Source organism: Streptomyces sp. NPDC020299, assembly GCF_044387825.1.
In the GTDB taxonomy this organism is placed as follows: domain Bacteria; phylum Actinomycetota; class Actinomycetes; order Streptomycetales; family Streptomycetaceae; genus Streptomyces.
The window spans coordinates 1-15,533 of record NZ_JBIRWL010000033.1 but is presented as its reverse complement, the minus strand read 5'-3'; the positions used below and the strand labels follow the sequence as shown (position 1 = coordinate 15,533).

The 15,533-nt window shown below is 69.7% G+C and carries 14 protein-coding genes; 8 read left to right on the top strand and 6 right to left on the bottom strand.

What is annotated here, in order from left to right:
- The first annotated feature begins 492 nt into the window (after positions 1–492).
- The 5 genes from ACH45E_RS43920 (at position 493) to ACH45E_RS43900 (ending at position 5,613) form a co-directional block, all read left to right on the top strand.
- The gene (locus tag ACH45E_RS43920; RefSeq protein WP_399042780.1) at positions 493–792 is read left to right on the top strand and encodes a DUF6247 family protein; all 300 of its coding nucleotides are present in this window, start codon (positions 493–495) and stop codon (positions 790–792) included.
- A gap of 417 nt (positions 793–1,209) precedes the next feature.
- On the top strand, positions 1,210–2,046 hold the full coding sequence (locus tag ACH45E_RS43915; RefSeq protein ID WP_361458296.1) for an HNH endonuclease: 837 nt from the start codon (positions 1,210–1,212) through the stop codon (positions 2,044–2,046).
- Between the two features lie 2,266 nt (positions 2,047–4,312).
- The gene (locus ACH45E_RS43910) at positions 4,313–4,459 is read left to right on the top strand and encodes a hypothetical protein (protein WP_361458178.1); all 147 of its coding nucleotides are present in this window, start codon (positions 4,313–4,315) and stop codon (positions 4,457–4,459) included.
- Positions 4,460–4,461: 2 nt separating this feature from the next.
- On the top strand, positions 4,462–4,866 hold the full coding sequence (locus ACH45E_RS43905) for a hypothetical protein (RefSeq protein ID WP_361458175.1): 405 nt from the start codon (positions 4,462–4,464) through the stop codon (positions 4,864–4,866).
- A 66-nt stretch (positions 4,867–4,932) separates the two neighbouring features.
- Complete coding sequence (locus tag ACH45E_RS43900; RefSeq protein WP_361458172.1) at positions 4,933–5,613, top strand: helix-turn-helix domain-containing protein; 681 nt, start codon at positions 4,933–4,935, stop codon at positions 5,611–5,613.
- A gap of 149 nt (positions 5,614–5,762) precedes the next feature.
- Here ACH45E_RS43900 and ACH45E_RS43895 read toward each other — a convergent pair whose 3' ends face one another.
- Together ACH45E_RS43895 and ACH45E_RS43890 are read right to left on the bottom strand one after the other, a co-directional pair.
- Positions 5,763–6,296, bottom strand: coding sequence for a GNAT family N-acetyltransferase (locus ACH45E_RS43895; protein WP_361458169.1), 534 nt, complete (start codon positions 6,294–6,296; stop codon positions 5,763–5,765).
- An 853-nt stretch (positions 6,297–7,149) separates the two neighbouring features.
- Entirely contained in the window at positions 7,150–7,317 is a 168-nt protein-coding gene (locus tag ACH45E_RS43890) for a hypothetical protein (RefSeq protein ID WP_361458166.1), read from the bottom strand.
- A 355-nt stretch (positions 7,318–7,672) separates the two neighbouring features.
- Here ACH45E_RS43890 and ACH45E_RS43885 point away from each other — a divergent pair, with 355 nt between their 5' ends.
- Positions 7,673–9,316 carry a hypothetical protein gene (locus ACH45E_RS43885; RefSeq protein WP_361458163.1) on the top strand — a complete coding sequence of 548 codons (1,644 nt, stop codon included), beginning with the start codon at positions 7,673–7,675 and terminating at the stop codon, positions 9,314–9,316.
- 315 nt (positions 9,317–9,631) lie between these two features.
- On the opposite strand, the gene ACH45E_RS43880 is transcribed toward ACH45E_RS43885, so the two are convergent.
- Together ACH45E_RS43880 and ACH45E_RS43875 are read right to left on the bottom strand one after the other, a co-directional pair.
- Positions 9,632–10,669: a MerR family transcriptional regulator gene (locus ACH45E_RS43880; protein WP_361458160.1), complete on the bottom strand. Its 1,038-nt coding sequence runs from the start codon at positions 10,667–10,669 to the stop codon at positions 9,632–9,634.
- On the bottom strand, positions 10,663–11,409 hold the full coding sequence (locus ACH45E_RS43875) for a HEAT repeat domain-containing protein (RefSeq protein ID WP_361458157.1): 747 nt from the start codon (positions 11,407–11,409) through the stop codon (positions 10,663–10,665). Before ACH45E_RS43875 ends, ACH45E_RS43880 begins: the two co-directional genes overlap by 7 nt.
- Before the next feature lie 348 nt (positions 11,410–11,757).
- Here ACH45E_RS43875 and ACH45E_RS43870 point away from each other — a divergent pair, with 348 nt between their 5' ends.
- Positions 11,758–12,003 carry a hypothetical protein gene (locus ACH45E_RS43870; protein WP_361458154.1) on the top strand — a complete coding sequence of 82 codons (246 nt, stop codon included), beginning with the start codon at positions 11,758–11,760 and terminating at the stop codon, positions 12,001–12,003.
- A gap of 53 nt (positions 12,004–12,056) precedes the next feature.
- Here the strand turns inward: ACH45E_RS43870 and ACH45E_RS43865 are convergent, their stop codons facing one another.
- Both ACH45E_RS43865 and ACH45E_RS43860 read right to left on the bottom strand, forming a co-directional pair.
- On the bottom strand, positions 12,057–12,707 hold the full coding sequence (locus ACH45E_RS43865; protein ID WP_361458151.1) for a response regulator transcription factor: 651 nt from the start codon (positions 12,705–12,707) through the stop codon (positions 12,057–12,059).
- Entirely contained in the window at positions 12,695–13,912 is a 1,218-nt protein-coding gene (locus ACH45E_RS43860; RefSeq protein WP_361458148.1) for a sensor histidine kinase, read from the bottom strand. The genes ACH45E_RS43865 and ACH45E_RS43860 overlap by 13 nt, the downstream gene beginning before the upstream one ends.
- A gap of 136 nt (positions 13,913–14,048) precedes the next feature.
- Between ACH45E_RS43860 and ACH45E_RS43855 the strand changes: the two genes are divergently transcribed.
- Positions 14,049–14,951 (top strand): type II CAAX endopeptidase family protein, encoded by a 903-nt coding sequence (locus ACH45E_RS43855; RefSeq protein ID WP_361458145.1) that lies wholly within the window; start codon positions 14,049–14,051, stop codon positions 14,949–14,951.
- Positions 14,952–15,533: the final 582 nt, after the last annotated feature.

Genomic DNA, 15,533 nt, shown 5'->3' with positions numbered 1-15,533 from the left:
GATGCTGCAGCTCCTTTGCGGTCAGGGTGGGTCTGTGACCTGCTGTGCTGCCGTTGGAATGCGACGGACGTCAGCCTCGGTCTGACGATGTTCCGGGCCTCGATCGAGGCTGCCCCGACCGATGACGGCACGTGCCCGGGCCACGGAGGCAGGCCCTGCGGGCGCGTGGTGCAGACCCTCGGGCTGTGCGGTCGCTGCCGGACTCAAGCCGACCAGGCACGCGCCCAGCGCGACGCCGAGTGGCACGGCAACGTCGCAACAGCCTCCGCACAGGTCGCCGCGGAGACCGGGGGTGCGCTGTTCTAGCCCCGCGCACCCTCTGAGCGCCCCCTCAAGGCCGGTCCTCCGACGCCGCGTCAAATGATCAGCCGGGCGAGGAATCGGCCCTCACAAGCCCGTACAGCCGATCTGTGGACGGAGACCACCTGCCCCGCGCTCTCGACCCGGGCCACCGCAGGGCAGCACACTCAACCCACGAGGAGGACCACACCCATGAGCGCACAGCCCGTCCATCAGCCCGCTCCGCCGCCCGCCCCGGCGGCCGCCGCCAAGCTGCGTGAGCGCATCCGCCAGCACGCCCGTGCCGAGCACTGGACGCCGGCGTTCGAGCGCGACTGGAACCACGCCCTGCAGCAGGCCCAGCAGACCTACGACCTCACCCCGCTGCACGCGGTCGTCCGCGAGTGGACCGGCCGCCTGGACACCGCGCCCGCCGTCGCCGCGTTCCTCGCGAGCGGCTGCGATACTTCCGACGGCGTCTCCCTCGAGGATGTCATCGGGGCTCGCGGATGACTCCCGGCGCCTGGTCCGCCCGGCTCTCCTCGCACGCCTCCAAGACGCTGGCGGAACTCCCGCCGGACGTGCAGGAGATGACGCGTGACGTCCTGGACATCGCCTCCCGAGCGCCGTGGAGCTGGCCCCAGTGGGACCCCACCGACGTCGAGGGCGAGGACCTGCGTCAGGGCAGCGTCGGACCTCTGACGGTCCTGTACTGGATCACCGCGTGCACGACACCTGTACGTCCTGGACATCGTCTGGGCGGGGTAACGGCCGCCCATGGTGCCCCGGTAGCACGCGCCGCCGGGGATCAACGTGGTTGTTGCCTTAACGGGACCAGGGCCTGCGGGTGATCGCTCGGATAAGCTCACGTTATCCGACGCGACAACCCCGGACATGACACCGGGTCGTAGAGCTGGGGGAACACCGCCGGTGGCGACGAAGAAGACGACCGAGAAGAACCGCCGGGACCCGCGGGCCGGCACCACCCGGGACCTGCTGCTGTTCAGCGGCAACGAGTGCGCGTGGGCTGGCTGCCGGGAGCGGCTCACCGCGGACGACGGAGCATGGATCGGCGAGATCGCCCATATCCGGGGCGCAGAGGAAGGCAGCGCCCGCTACGACGCCGTCTTCGCCGAAAACAAGGACCAGCTGCGCGACTTCAGCAACCTGGTGCTGCTGTGTCGCAACCACCACCGGCGCATCGACGACGAGACAAGCCGCGCCGAGTATTCGGTGGAGTTCCTGGAGCAGATGAAGCGCGACCACGAGGACCGCTTCCGCCGGGCCTGGCAGGCCGCCGAGGAGGAGTTCGAGGACCTGACGCGGCGTAATGCCGTGGTCCACTGCCGCACGCTCGCGCGCTTCTGCCCGATGGACGACGCGGAAGGCCAGTCCTGGAACGTCCAGGTCGTCAACGAGATCGCGGACACCCTGGCCCAGGTGACCAAGGCCGCCCGGCAGCTGCTGGCCATGCTGGTCGACTCGCGGGTGCAGATCGGCATCCCGCTCGTCGCCCGGCGCAGCGGCAAGTCCTCCAAGGAGGTGTTAGACCTGGTCATGGAGCTGGAGCAGTTCCGCCTGGCCACCGTCGACACCGAAGGCTTCAGCGATGTCCCCGATCGCATCGAACTGATGAACGAGATGCTTAACCCCATCTTTCACGGCTGGTCCGGCTTCTGGCGGGAGCTCCGGGAGCACCTGCACGAGCGCGAGGACGCCTCCGTCGACGACGTCCTGGTCGGACTCGACTTCTCCGTGCTCGACTGACATGACCGCCGCGACGCACTCGGCGATCCAGCCGGCCGCGCTGCCGCAGCAGGTCGACCCTGGCGAGGAGCTGCAGCAGGCCGTCCGGATCGCTGCTCAGGGCGACGGAGATTCTGGCCGACCGCGAGCAGACCCAGCAGATGGAAGAAGCCGAACGCGCCCGCCGGGACGAGCCCGCGGTGGTGGAGCGGCCGGAGCCGCAGATCGAGGTCGCGGGGTGCGAAGTCGAGATGTGATGGGGCCGCCTGAGACGGTGGATGGGGTGGGTGGCCAGGACCGGCCACCCACCCCATCCGAGTATCACCTCATTGAGGTCTGACCCGGACCAGGCTCGTTGCGCCCTGACAGACGCTGCGGGTCAGATGAGCTGAACAGGGCGACGATGGAGATGCCGAGTCCGCCCAAGCCGATCAGCGGCGGACCCGCCAAGGCGTACTACGGCATCCACGGCGGCACCACCGCGGTCATGGCTGCCGCCGGCGCCGTGTTGCTGCTGTCCTGACCGCGGTCACCGACACTTCCCCCGCGAGGCATGGTCCGCGGACGCGCGCACACTGAGGCTCCCGTGGCAAGCACCCCGGTGACGCCGGAACTCGTGAACATCACCCGACCGGGGATCTGGGCGCCTCCCCGCCCCCGTGCACAGGTGACGGCATGACTCATGAACAGAGCCAGCCGCCCGCACCGGTTGCGGACACGCAGCTGGTGGAGCTGTTTGCGTCGCAGATGACGGTGGTGCACCTGTATGTCGTCCTCGTGCGGGCTGGGGCGGCGAGGGTGGTGCCGGCCGAGGGGCTCGTGGGGCCGGTCCGCGACGCCGTGCTTGACCGGGCGGGCCGGCGGCGCCTGTACCTGCCCGGACGCACATGGAGCCGGTGGCGTGCTGTAGCTGCGGCAGGTCACCGGCTCGGCGGGGGAGGCCCGCCGCTTCGCCCGGGCCACGGCGACATCCGGGGCTGATGTTCCGGCGGTGGCGGCCGTGTCCCGGACGTCTGACGGCCCGGGCGCCTGGTGGCGGCGGTTCCAGGATCCGGGGAGCGGGGGCGGCGTGCTCCGGAGCGTGTTGCAGGGTCCGCGCACGGGGTGGGGCATGGGGCGCTCCGGATGCACGGAGAGCGCACGCTGGCGGTCAGATGGCGTGCAGTGTGACGCAAGTTACCCGCTGTGCTCATATGATCATTCTCTGTGCTCGATCAACCATGTTCGTGCAGTTTCCGACGTCAACTGGTCTGCCGTGCAACGGAACTGGCGTGGCAAAAGCTGAGCTTCAGCTGTGGGTGCACGGGCTGTTCTGGGTGGCTGCCGGCGAACGGAAGGAGGCGGGCAACAATGTGGATCAGTCGACATTCGGATGTATGGCCGCTTGGGTCACCGATTGGTGTTCGATATCCCGTCGCGGGCGAGAGGGAGATTCATTTTCTATGCGCCTTGCATTTCCCCTGATGCCTGCCCGTGGATTGTTGAGAGGCCAATCACGGCGGGTCAGGGTATCCATGCGATGATCGCACCTGTGACCGACTGGGCGGCACCGGGTCGGGCGCCCCTTGACCGGATCTGTTGACTCTTGAGCGTTGATTATCATTTGATAGCGCTCTCACGGCCTTCGGAGGGTGGGTGCGTCTCGCTCTCGGGTGCACAAAAGGGACGAAGGTTCCGGAGTCGCGGAGCGCCGCCTTGACGGGCTGGGCGAGGGTGTGCTGCCCCTGTCAAAACCCCGCAGGTGGGGGGTTTCCGCTGCTAGTTGGAGCGGTAGAGACCACAGGGCGCCGGATCGGGAGTGACCTTAACGCGGTCCATAGTGTTTACTGGACACCGGTCTGATCCTGGTGGGTCCGGACCCTTTCCGGGAGGTTCCGGGGGTGGTGCCCCGGGGCCTCCCGTTTTTGCTGCCGGTTTACATGCAGGCCCCACGGACCTTGCCCGGAGGTAGCTTTGAGGTCTGCGCATGAATATCTGCATGCCAAATGCGGGGATTCCTGAAAATTGATAGAGCAGTTTTATAGATTCCGCTCCCGGCCAGGTCGTCATAATCCCCCGCAGGTAGGGGATCAACGTGGCGCGAATCGTTCCCGCGGCGCCTTCGGAAACGCGACTAGCTCTCGGCTCATGGCGAGCGGTAGCGTGATGCCGATGCAACGTCATCTCCACCCGCCCGGCCCACACCACCGGGCACGTACTACCTCCCGGAGAGGCGACGGACCCACCACCTGGGACCCCGCTGACACAGCGGGGTCCCAGGCCGATCAACCGCATAAGGACGAAGACGATGAGCATCGCCCGCTCTCACGGCGCTGTGCCGGCCTACCCTCCCGGCCACCACACCGTGCCCACCCTGAGGGGCCGTCACCACCGCGCCCTCCAGGGCGCCTACGCGGACGCGCGCCCCGCCCGCCGGGCCGCGGCGGGGGAGTGACCATGCCTCCCGCCTTCGACATCTCCCGGCCCACCGACCTCCTGCACGCCCACGAAGGCAAGCCCGAGGGAAGCTTCCTGCACCGCCTGCCGGCCGAGACCTGGCACGCGCTGCTGCAGACCGGCCTGCGCAGCCGCACCTTCACCCGCGACGAACTGCTGCCCATGGGCGCGGACAACCCCTACGTGTACATCCTCCTCGAGGGCGTCGTACGCCAGGACCGCTACCCGCTGGGCACCGGCCCCGGCATCCCCACCATCACCCGGTTCCGGGCGGCCGGCGAACTGGTCGGCGAAGCCGCGCTCATCGACCCCCGCTCCCGCGTCGACACCCGCTGCCTGACCACCACCGTCGCCATCCCCTGCGCCGCCCGCTACTTCAACGCCCTCACCGAACGCCGCCTCTAAGAGGCCCGCCTGGCCCTGCTGCACAGCCTCGAAGAACGCAACCGCACCGACGAACTTGTCTACGGGATGGCCATCCGCCCGCCCCTGGAGCGAGTCAGCCGACTCCAGGCGCACCTCGCCAACACCGCCGGCGTCCCCGACCCCCGCACCTCCCGGCACACCGTCATCACCGGCCTGGGCCAACCAGGCGCACGCGAACGCCTCGTCGTGGCTGCCGTCGATCTGTTCACCGAGCAGGGCTACGACGCCACGACAGTCGCGCAGATCGCCGAGCGCGCCGGAGTCACAAAGAGCACCTTCTTCCGGCACTTCCCCGACAAGCGCGAGCTGCTGGTGGCCGGACAGGAGACGCTGAGCCGACTGCTGACCGAGGGGATCGCCGAGGCGCCCGGTGACGCCAGCCCGCTCGAGGCGGTCGCCGCCGGTCTCGAGCGCGCCGCGAGCGCGATGGGTCCCATGAACCGCGAGCTCGCTCCTCGCCTGAAGGCGGCCGTCGCCGCCAGCGCCGAACTTCAGGAGCGTGACGCCCTCAAGAGCGTCAGCCTCGCAGCCGCGATGACGACCGCTCTGGTGGCCCGAGGCATACCCGATCCGACCGCGGCTCTAGCGGGCGAGCTGGGCGTCCTCGCCTTCAAACGGGGGTTCGCCCAATGGTCCGAGGGCGACCGTGACGGCAAGGACGAGCTCGCCGGGTACACCCTGGCGGCCCTGGACGAACTACGTGCGGCGAGCGCCTCGCTGGGCTGACCGGCAACCCCACCCGCAGTTCCGTGAAGGCGCAGGTCAGCGACGGGAAGACGCCATCCGTCCTCGGTGTCCGTACCGTCGCGATCAACGCCCTCGGGGACGTAGGGACATTTGTCGGCTGTCTTGCGATGATCGACGGTTCGGCCGATTCACGCCTGGAACTCAGTGAGATCGATGGCGTGAACGCGCAGAGGGTAGCCGTACACCGGGTGTACCGTCTCCCGCTCGGGCACCATGCCGAGCTTGCGGATGATGTTCTCGGAGGCGTTGTCCCCCACCCGGCTGATGCTAATGACGCGGTCCAGGCCGCGGTCCTGAAGCGCGAACTCCAGCGTGGCGTGCGCGGCTTCGGACGCATATCCCTGGCCCCAGAACTGTGAGCCGAGCCGCCAGCCGATCGCCACGGCGGGCATCACCTCCGGCAGGAACTCGGGCACGGACAGTCCCGTGAAGCCAATCAGTTCGCCCGAGGCCAGCAACTCGACCGCGAAGAGCCCGAAGCCCTCGTCGTCCCACCCCTCCTCCCATCGCTCGACGGCCTCGGCCGTGTGGGCCAGGTCGCGCACCGAGCCGTCGTCGATCCAGCGCATGACCCGTGGGTCCGCGTTGATGTCCGCCATCGGCACGAGGTCGTCGTCATGCCAGCTGCGGAGGAGGAGACGGGGTGTGCGGATCTCGGTCATGCGCCCATCCTGCCGAAGGTAAACGCCTCATCGGTAATCCGGCGCCCGCCCGCGCTACCGCTCCGGCACCACAAGGCGTCAAGCAGCCTGCACCGCACACCGTGACGGGGGAAACATCGGGCCGATGGCTAGGCAGACGACGTGCCACTTCGGCAGCGCGATCGAGAGGTGAGACCGATTCGGCGGCAGCCTGCCGCGGCTCCAACATCATTCACGGAACTGCGGACAGAGCCATTTTCACAAGTACGCCGACAGGGAGGACCGCACGGTAGCCGTCGATTCCAGCCGCGTCCGCGGAACACCCCCGCGTCGGCGGGGAGGACCATGGCGAGGGGGGTGAGGGCGTAGATGACGGCGGAACACCCCCGCGTCGGCGGGGAGGACTCGTCCATTAGTACTCCAGCCGGACTTCTGTATTTCCCCTGGTCAACGGCGTGATGGTGGGGAGTGTAGCGGGGGTGCGGCATGCGTGGGACGGTCTTGGACGGGTCGTCCCACCAACGGGTGCCCGCGCCGCATGTAGTGACAGTGCGACGAGCAGTCCGGCAACAGATCCCGCACCAGTGCCCACTCGGCATCGCTCATGTCCGAGCCGTACCGGGGCCGACGCTCCGGCCGGTCGGCCGCGTTCCCGAACCGATGGGCGAGACAGTCACACCCAGGAGTGGACCCACTGGACCCGGCAACCACAGCCACGCGACACTTCGACAACAGGGCCTCTTGCTTCTCGCTGGATTCGACAACCGCGAGCTACCAAGAGGCCCTTCCTTCATGCCTGCACGTCGACCAACTCACCCGATCCAGGACGCCGTTCGAACCACACCGAGCACACGAACGGATAGAGAACGGCCAGTTAGGGAAATTGACGGCTGTTCAAAATGCGGAGAGGTCCCGGGTCTTTCGGTAGCCAGTAGTCGGGCTCGACCACGGCCAGGGACGCGGCGTCTTCGGCCAGCTCGCGCAGCAGATCATGGCTGGGGAACGTCATCCCCATCTCGCCGCGCACCGTGTGCGCGAGCACGATCTCCCCGAGCTGGGTGCCCCACCGGTACAGGACCGAGCCGCGATGCCGCTCCGCTCCCAGGAACCGCGCCGGCCTGGTGGCCGCCGCCTCCTACAGCAGCCGCGCCGCCTTCTCCGAACGCTTGAACACCACGAGAACGATCCCGCTCACTTCGACCGGTGCTTCGTCTCGACGCACTACCAAGCCGAGCCAGCCACCCGGCGTAATCGGATCCAGCCGAATCCTGATCTTCTGCGGTGCGAGCAGGGCGCGCCGGGCTGAATCTTCCGCTCTGCAGCGGCTGATCGGCCGGCATCCCCGATGATGGGAACCGCCCGGGGTATCGGATCGAGCAACGCTGGAAGGTACGCACATGGCGGTGGAGGCCGGCACACAGCAGGAGCGCGTCGCGGGACGAGTGTGGACGGTGCGCCTGGACCCCTACGGCCGCCCTTCCGCCGGCACAGTCCGGCTCTCCTGCTCCCGCCCCGCCTGCCCCGATCAGCGATTCCCCGGCGGCGCCGCCGCGGGACGCAAGGCCGCGGTCGAACACGTCAACCTGCACCTGGCCCACATCCGCGCGGGCGGTGGGCCACACGGCGGGGCGTGGTGCGCCTGCCGCGCCGCCGACTGCGCCTGGCACACCTCCGACCCCACCGCCGGACCGCACGGCGGCACGCGGCCGGCGGCGGGGACAGTGCGGTGCGGCGGCCCGGTGGCCCTGACCGTGTACGCAGACCGTGCCGGAAGGCTGTGGAGGATCGCGGAGATGTGCGTGCGGTGCGCGGCCGCCACCCCCGACTGCCGCGTCCTGGACACCGCTGTGCCGCCGGCCCGCACCACCCCGGCCGCCACGGACCAGGCGACGCAAACGCCGGCCACGGAGCAGGAGCGGGTCGGCGGCACGGCGGGGAACGGTGTGACAGCGGTCTTCTCCGACCACGGCCCCTCGCCCGCCGGTGCTTCATCCTCCCCGGCCACCGCCCCCGCATCGGTCCCTCGAACCCGCGCCGTCTCACCCGCCGGGCCGTCCCGGCGGGCAAAGCGGTGGGGGAAGATCGCGCAGCGGATCGTGCCGCACGACCTCGAGCCCGACGTCCTGCGCCTGGAGCTCATCGAGCTCGGGGACGCCTTCCGCGCCTACCAGCAGTGCACCGAACCCGACCTCGCCCTCCTCGCCGCCCTCCACGAGCGCAAGGCCCGCGCCTTCAGCCTGTGGGCCGACGTCAGCGGCGACGGCTCCCTGCGTCACGAGGCGCACCGGGCCGGGAAGGCCGCGCAGACCACCCGCGAGATGCACGCCAACCGTGGTGGCCGGCCCACCGGCGACGCGGCGAACGACGACGGGCCGGTAGTGGAACGGCTGCTGACCCGGCAACAGGCCGTGCACGCCCGCACCGTACTGGACTACGTCCAAGCACACGCCCCGCACCCGGAAGCCGAGGTGCGCCTGGCGGTGCTCATGCTCACCCTGCGGGCCGCGCGCGCCGGCAGCGGGAACGTCACCGGCCAGGACCTCAGCGGCTGGCTCCCAGGCGATGCCGAGCGGGTGCTTCAGCAGCTGGTCGAGGCCGACTGGCTGCGCCTGCCCGGCACCGTCGCCGAGGTGATGGCCTCCCGTTCCGAGGACCCCGTCGCGGTCATCGTCCCCACGCTGCTGCCCGAGCAGCCCCGCCCGTTCACCTTCGGCAAGACCACCCGGGCGAGGATCTCCGGCTGGGCACAGAAAGCCGTGGGTGACCGGAAGGTCCGCAAGAAAAAGGCCACCGCGGCCGCCCGGCTCCTGGCCCTGTACACCGCCGCCCACACCCGCCCCGACGGACGGCTCGGCCACGCCGAGGACGGCGGGCTGCTCCTGGACCAGGTCGCCGCGTTCACCGCCCTGCCTGCGGACCACATCGCCGAACACGCCGAACTGCTGGTCGCCGCCGACTGGCTCGCCGAAGCCGACACCACCGGAGACCGGTTGCGCGGACAGCTCACCGAGCGCGTCCTGCCGCTGGGAGGACTGCTGTAGGGCGCCGGTCCCTCTGCCTGGGGTGTCAGGCCAACTGCGTCTCCCCCCTCGATCCGCGACCACAACCACCTCACCTGTGCCGCTCTCGCCGATTCGTCCTCGAGGTCCCGGTCCTCGCTCAAGGGCGGACCGCCGAGTCGCCGTCGAGGAAGTCTTCGACAACAACGTGCGATCAGGGCCCGGCCTGTGAGGGACGCACCTGCGGTGTGCGCACACTGCCGTCCAGCTGTGCCCGTGACACCGTCTGCCTTCCAGGCGAGCCTGTCGTCAAGCGCCTTGAGAGGCCATGGCTGGTGCCTCGTTCAGATCGCGCTTTCAGGAATGCTCGTCAGCCTGGTCTTCTAGGGACTGCTCCTTGAGAACTCCGACAAGGGCCGAGGCGACGAGGGCGACAGCGCTGTCGTCGTCGTGGGCCAGTTGCCGCAGGATCTCCTGCGCGGTGGTGCCCGCGAGTTCGACCAGCGCCTGGGTAATGCGGATCCGCGTCGCGGAGTCCGCTGTGGGCGCGGCCAGTTCACCGATCAGGGCGGTCGTGATCCGGTCCGTGTACCCGGGGTCCAGGGACAGCGTTCCCAGAACCTCCGCCGCGTCCACGTCGTGGGAGCCCTCTACCACCATGCTGACGAGTGTGGGCACGGCCGCGGCCACGCCCTGCCTGCCCAGAACCAGAGCAGCGTGCCTGCGCACCGTCGTGTCCGGGTCCCCGAGGGCGTCCGCGAGCACCGCGGTAGCACCCGGAGCCTCGGGCATCTCGGCGATCGCCAGCACCGCGCGCCGCCGGATGTCGGCGTCCTCCGAGTGCATGCCGGCGCGCAGCGTCGCCACGCCGTCGCCGCCCGATCGGGCGAGCGCCCAGCGAAGGGCGCCTGCGACGTGCGGGTCGGATTCGGTCAGGACCGCCCCGGCCAGCAGTTCGGCGGGTACCGCCACGTCCTCCGGCCGGGCCAGGACGGCCTGTTGTCTGCGCGCGGCGCTGGTCGAGTTGAGTTCCCGCATGAGTTCGACGATGCGCAGCACTTCCTGCCAGTCGGTGGGCGCCGACGCGTCGATCGCACGGAGCCGCTCGAGCAGCTCCTGTTCCTGGGCCAGGCGGTCCTCCGTCCGCCGGATGAGGTCGCTGACCAGGGCGGACGGCGTGAAGGCCGGGTCCTCCAGCACGCGCCCGATCTGCTTGAGCGAGAGCCCGAGGGACCGCAGGCTCTCCACGTGGAAGATCCTGCGGACATCCTCGGCGGAGTACTCGCGGTAGCCACCGACAGTGCGGCCCGTGGGCCGCACCAACCCCAGGGCGTCGTAGTGCCGGAGCATCCGGGTGCTCACCCCGGAGCGGCGGGCCACATCGCCGATCAGCAATCCGTGCCCTCCGAGGCCTCTGCAGCCTTCGCGGCCTCCATCGGCTCGGTCGTCTCCGCGGGCTCGGCGGTCTCCGAGGTCTCGGTGCCTGCCGACGCAGCTGCGGCGGCGGCAGCAGCTCGTTCAGGGCCGAGTGCGACCACGCGCTTCGCCTCGTCGAGGGCCGCGTCGAAACCGGTCTCCGGGTTCTGCCGGAGCAGCTCGGTGGCACGGGCGTGCGCGGCCACCGCCGGGTCGGAGCTCTCCGCGGCCCTCTCCAGGGCGGGCTTGATCACGTCCCCGAGGTCGACCAAGGCCCGGCTCAGACTCAGCTGCACAGTGCGGTCGCCGCGGCCGAGTTGCAGAACCAGTTCGTCGGCCAGGTCCTTCTCCTCGTCCTCGGGCACGAGGACGACCGCGACGCGCCACGCGGTCCGCGCGACCTCGTCGTCGGCGTCCCGCAGCATGTCGCGGGTGATCCAGGCCCACGCGCTCTTGTCGCCGATCTTGGAGAGTGTGTGCAGCGCCTGGCTGCGGGCCTGGGTACGCCCGGAGTCGAGCTCCTGGCGGATCCGGGCCAAGGTGATCTCCGGTGGGAGGCGGGTCAGCGCCCAGGACAGCATGTCTCGTACGAAGAAGTCCGGCTCGACCGCGCACCGCTCGACGAGCATCCCCAGGACCCCAGGGTCGGGGTTCGAGCCGACCGCCAGGGCCGTCTGAAGCCGGACCGACGAGTCCTCGGCGCCCAGGGCGTTGGTCACACGGGTGTTCTGCGGGGTTACGTCGGTCGTGTTGATCGGGACCACCTCCTGCGCCCAAGTGAAAACCTTGTCACCGTGTCAAGGTCAAGTTCGTGACCGGCGAATCGGGAAATCCGCTGGTCACGGGATCCTCTCGGGCCCGCCGACTTGAGGACGAGAATCGGCAGACGGAAGCCCACGCTGACGCTGTGCAGTGAGCGGCTGACAAGATGCACGCTGACAGGAGCCCCGCTTCTCCCGGAAAACCCTTCGCTGCCATTACACCGGATCAGCTCCAGGCACTCAGCCGTCTCGCCGAGACACCGACGGAACTCCAGCTACCACCCGACGATTCTCACCGAGGCCTACATGATGGTGGGGCACGCCGTCGGCTTTCGGTCCACAGAGGCCTCCGACCAGCCGTCCGGCGCCGCCGCGCAACGCGCCCTCGACGTCCTCGACCGCATCCCACCGGACCGCCTGCGCGCAATCACCCTCACCCGCCTCAAGCGTCTGAACGTACTGCTCGCGGCCCGACTTGCCGAGAATATCGCCGACCTGCGCAACCGCCTGCGCGCTCCTCCAGCCGACGCGCACGGCTCCGCAACAGGCTGACGAGTGCGGCCCTCGACGGAATGGTGACAAGACGGCTCTGCTGATCCCGGCCGTCAGGATTCGCGCTGAGGGGCGCCGAGGTAGGTGAGAACTGCGAGGACGCGCCGGTGGCCGCTGTCCTCAGGTGGGAGGTCGAGCTTCACGAAAATGTTCCCGACGTGCTTGTGCACGGCCCGCTCAGTAACCACGAGACGATCGGCGATCTCAGAGTTCCCGTATCCCTGAGCCATCATCGCGAGCACTTCGCGTTCGCGCTCGGTGAGCCGGGCCAGGGGGTTGCGGCGCGTCACGAGCAGTTGCCGGACCACGTCAGGGTCCAGCGCCGTGCCGCCGGCCGCCACCCGGTGCAGCGCCTCAAGAAAATCGTCGACGCGGGCGACTCGGTCCTTGAGCAGGTAGCCGACGCCGGTGCCATCAGCGAGTAGCTCTCGGGCGTAGGTGTCCTCGACGTACTGGGAGAGCACCAGGATCGGGAGGCCAGGGATACGTTCCCTGGCGCGCAGCGCGGCCCTGATGCCCTCGTCGGTGAAGGACGGGGGGAGGCGGACGTCCACTACGGCCACGTCCGGCCGGTGGGCGACAGCGGCCATCACGAAGGATTCGGCGTTCTCGGTCGTGGCGAGCACCTCGTTCCCCAGAGCCTCCAGCATCGCGGAAAGTCCCTGCGCGAGCAGTGCGTTGTCCTCGGCGATCAGGATTCGCACGGGCACTCCACGGTGATCACTGTGGGCCCGCCGGGTGGGCTCTGCACCTGCAATACGCCGTCAACTGCCTCCACGCGCTGCCGCATGCCGCGCAACCCGGTGCCGCGGCCCTCGACTGCTCCGCCTCGGCCGTCGTCGGTGATCTCCGCGCGGACGGTGCCGCCGGCCCTGGCCAGGGTGACCGACACGGAACCGGCGTGGCCGTGCTTGGCCGCGTTGGTGAGCGCCTCGGTGATGGCGAAGTACACCGCGACCTCCGCCTGCGCCGGTACGTCGCCGAGTTCGCCGAGTTCCACGGTGGCGGGTATCGGGCAGCGGGCGGCGACCGCCGAGACCGCGCCGGCGAGGCCCCGGTCGGCGAGGATCGGCGGGTAGACGGAGCGCAGCACGTCGCGCAGCTCGGCCATCGCCTCCTCGGCGCCCTCCCGTGCCCGGGCCAGCAGCGGGCCCACCGCCGCAGGGTCGGAGCCGAGCGTCCGCTCGGCGAGCCCGAGTTGCATGGCAAGGGACACCAGCCGCGCCTGGGTTCCGTCGTGCAAGTCTCGTTCGATGCGGCGCAGTTCGTTGCCGTGCGCGTTGATCGCCCCAGTGCGCGTCCGGTCCAGCGTCGATACCCGCTCGGCGAGGATCGTGGCGTCCGAGGGGGCGAGCAGCCACCGGCTCACAGACGCGTCCAGCCTGGCCAGCAGGGGCGGGCCGAACAGGGCCAGCAGCACGCTCAGCAAGAACTGAGGCACTCCGGCGTAGACCGCGGATCCCCAGCTGTCGACCGGGACGTCCAGCATCAGCCTGACCGGCTCGTCCGCGGGGAACAGCCACCACAGGCCGACGAGCACGAGCACGGCCGCCGGGAACAGCAACAGCGCCGCGCCGATGAACCCGAGCACGGTGCCGGCGACCATCATGCAGGGCGCCCAGCGCAGGTCGCGGCCGGTCGCCGGGTCCGACAGCACTGCCATCAGGCGCCTTCGCGCGTGCGGTCCGGCCGGTGCCGTGCTTGCCGTCCATCGTTGCAGCCGACCGCGTTCGCCGTCGGCCAGCCAGCGCAGCAGCCGGAGCTCGAGCGGTAGTACGAGCAGACCCACACCGACCAGGCAGAGCACGGCCGAGTACATCAGCACGGGCACCAGAACGACCAGGGTCAATCCGCGGACGAACGCGATCGCGCAGTATGCGGCGGCATGGGCCGAACGTGCCGCGCTCACTCGCGCCATTGATAACTCATTCACGGCGGCCAGTCTTCCCCTTCTCGGCTTCCCGGCGCAGTGGAGCCCGCTACACCATTGGCTGGTGAGCGTGCACGATCGCCCCGGTGACCCTGCCGTTCGTAGCGTCACGGCCATGAAACCAACGAACACCCCGGAAGGCTCGCCCCCCGGTCTCGTCCCCTTCCTGGCGATCAGCTTTGCCGGTGCGTGGATCACCATGATCCCACTCTGGCTCGACGGCTTCCGTCGGACAAGCGCCACGCAGGGGACGCCGTGGCTCGCGGCGCTGTGCATGATCCTCATGATGCTGGTGCCGGCGCTGACCGCCTTCGCTCTCACCGCGCGCCACCGAGGGCCCCGCAAGGCCGTGCGTGTCCTCGGACTCGCCAGGACCACACCATGGCGACACGAAGCCCACTCCGTCGCGATCGCGCTCACGATCCCGCTCGCCCTCACCGCCGCCGGCCTGACCGTGGCCACGCTCGCCGGCTGGTACACCCCCGCGCATCTGCCCGGGCCCGCCACGATCACGCCGCTCGTGCTGAGCGCGCTGGTGTCCATTCCCCTGTACTTCGGCGAGGAACTCGGCTGGCAGGGCTACCTGCTGCCCCAGCTGTTACGCCATGGCAAGATCCGCGGCCTACTGATCGGCGGCGCGATCTGGGGGGCGTGGCACGTCCCGATGACCGCGCTCGGCGGAAGCTACCCCGGCCACCCGGTACTGCTGGGCATACCCGTCGCCATAGTGACCGCCATGCTGCTCGGAACAGTGATCGCCACCGTCCGGCTGTCCACCGGGTCGGTGTGGGCCGCCGTCGCAGCGCACCTGTCACTCAACGAGTTCGCACTGCCGCTGACCCACGACGTCTCAGGCCACCTCGTCGACCCGCTGCTCGCCGGCCCACTGAGCATCTCGACCTGGCCGGCGAGCGCCCTCGCAGTGCTGGGCATCTGGCTGACCTACCGACGACGCGCCGGGCACCATGCGCCCGGCGACGGAGCAGCGAGCAAGTGCGGTAAGAAGACAGCTTCCTGAGAGCCGGCAGGCGGCCCAGATGACGGCCACCGTGATGATCCGCGTCTGCACCGGACGGAGCTTGAGCTCAGCTCCATCCGGTGTTGCGGACGGCCGATACCGTGAAGAGCAACGCGCTCTACGACAACCACGTCGCCGAACTCCTCCCTCGCTTTTCGTTCCTCAGCGCGGTGGACCACACCCCGGGCGGACTACGCGACCACCGGTTCGACCCGCGAGACCGGGCCCGCGGTTGGGACGCGGTGTGCTCGGACCTCGAGCGGGGCGGGAGTGCATGCGCGGCCGCTGGGAGATCCCGGGGCCGCCGCTGCGGGGCGGCCGCGACTTGTACGGCGCATGCGGCCGCCCGTCTTCGACGGGCGACCACTGGCCGTTCCATGGGGCGGCGAGGGAGCGGATGCCCAGGCAATCACCCCTCTGCTGGCATACGCGGCCGGACCGAGCCGCCAGGAAGCGGAGGGCGGCACGGCGGCTTTCCGTTAGGGGTTCTTAGAGGTCATCTCATTTGGTGGCTACATGTGGGGACTCCGCGACAAGTTGAGCCATCTCGCGCAGGCGGTGCCAGTACTCAGGGGCGTCCGC

What these genes read in the sequence shown, in the direction of transcription:
- ACH45E_RS43895 (WP_361458169.1), bottom strand. Translation starts at nt 6,296, where the DNA reads ATGACCGAGATCCGCACACCCCGTCTCCTCCTCCGCAGCTGGCATGAC.
- ACH45E_RS43885 (WP_361458163.1), top strand. Translation starts at nt 7,673, where the DNA reads ATGGCGGTGGAGGCCGGCACACAGCAGGAGCGCGTCGCGGGACGAGTG.
- ACH45E_RS43870 (WP_361458154.1), top strand. Translation starts at nt 11,758, where the DNA reads ATGATGGTGGGGCACGCCGTCGGCTTTCGGTCCACAGAGGCCTCCGAC.
- ACH45E_RS43920 (WP_399042780.1), top strand. Translation starts at nt 493, where the DNA reads ATGAGCGCACAGCCCGTCCATCAGCCCGCTCCGCCGCCCGCCCCGGCG.
- ACH45E_RS43905 (WP_361458175.1), top strand. Translation starts at nt 4,462, where the DNA reads ATGCCTCCCGCCTTCGACATCTCCCGGCCCACCGACCTCCTGCACGCC.
- ACH45E_RS43910 (WP_361458178.1), top strand. Translation starts at nt 4,313, where the DNA reads ATGAGCATCGCCCGCTCTCACGGCGCTGTGCCGGCCTACCCTCCCGGC.
- ACH45E_RS43855 (WP_361458145.1), top strand. Translation starts at nt 14,049, where the DNA reads ATGAAACCAACGAACACCCCGGAAGGCTCGCCCCCCGGTCTCGTCCCC.
- ACH45E_RS43900 (WP_361458172.1), top strand. Translation starts at nt 4,933, where the DNA reads ATGGCCATCCGCCCGCCCCTGGAGCGAGTCAGCCGACTCCAGGCGCAC.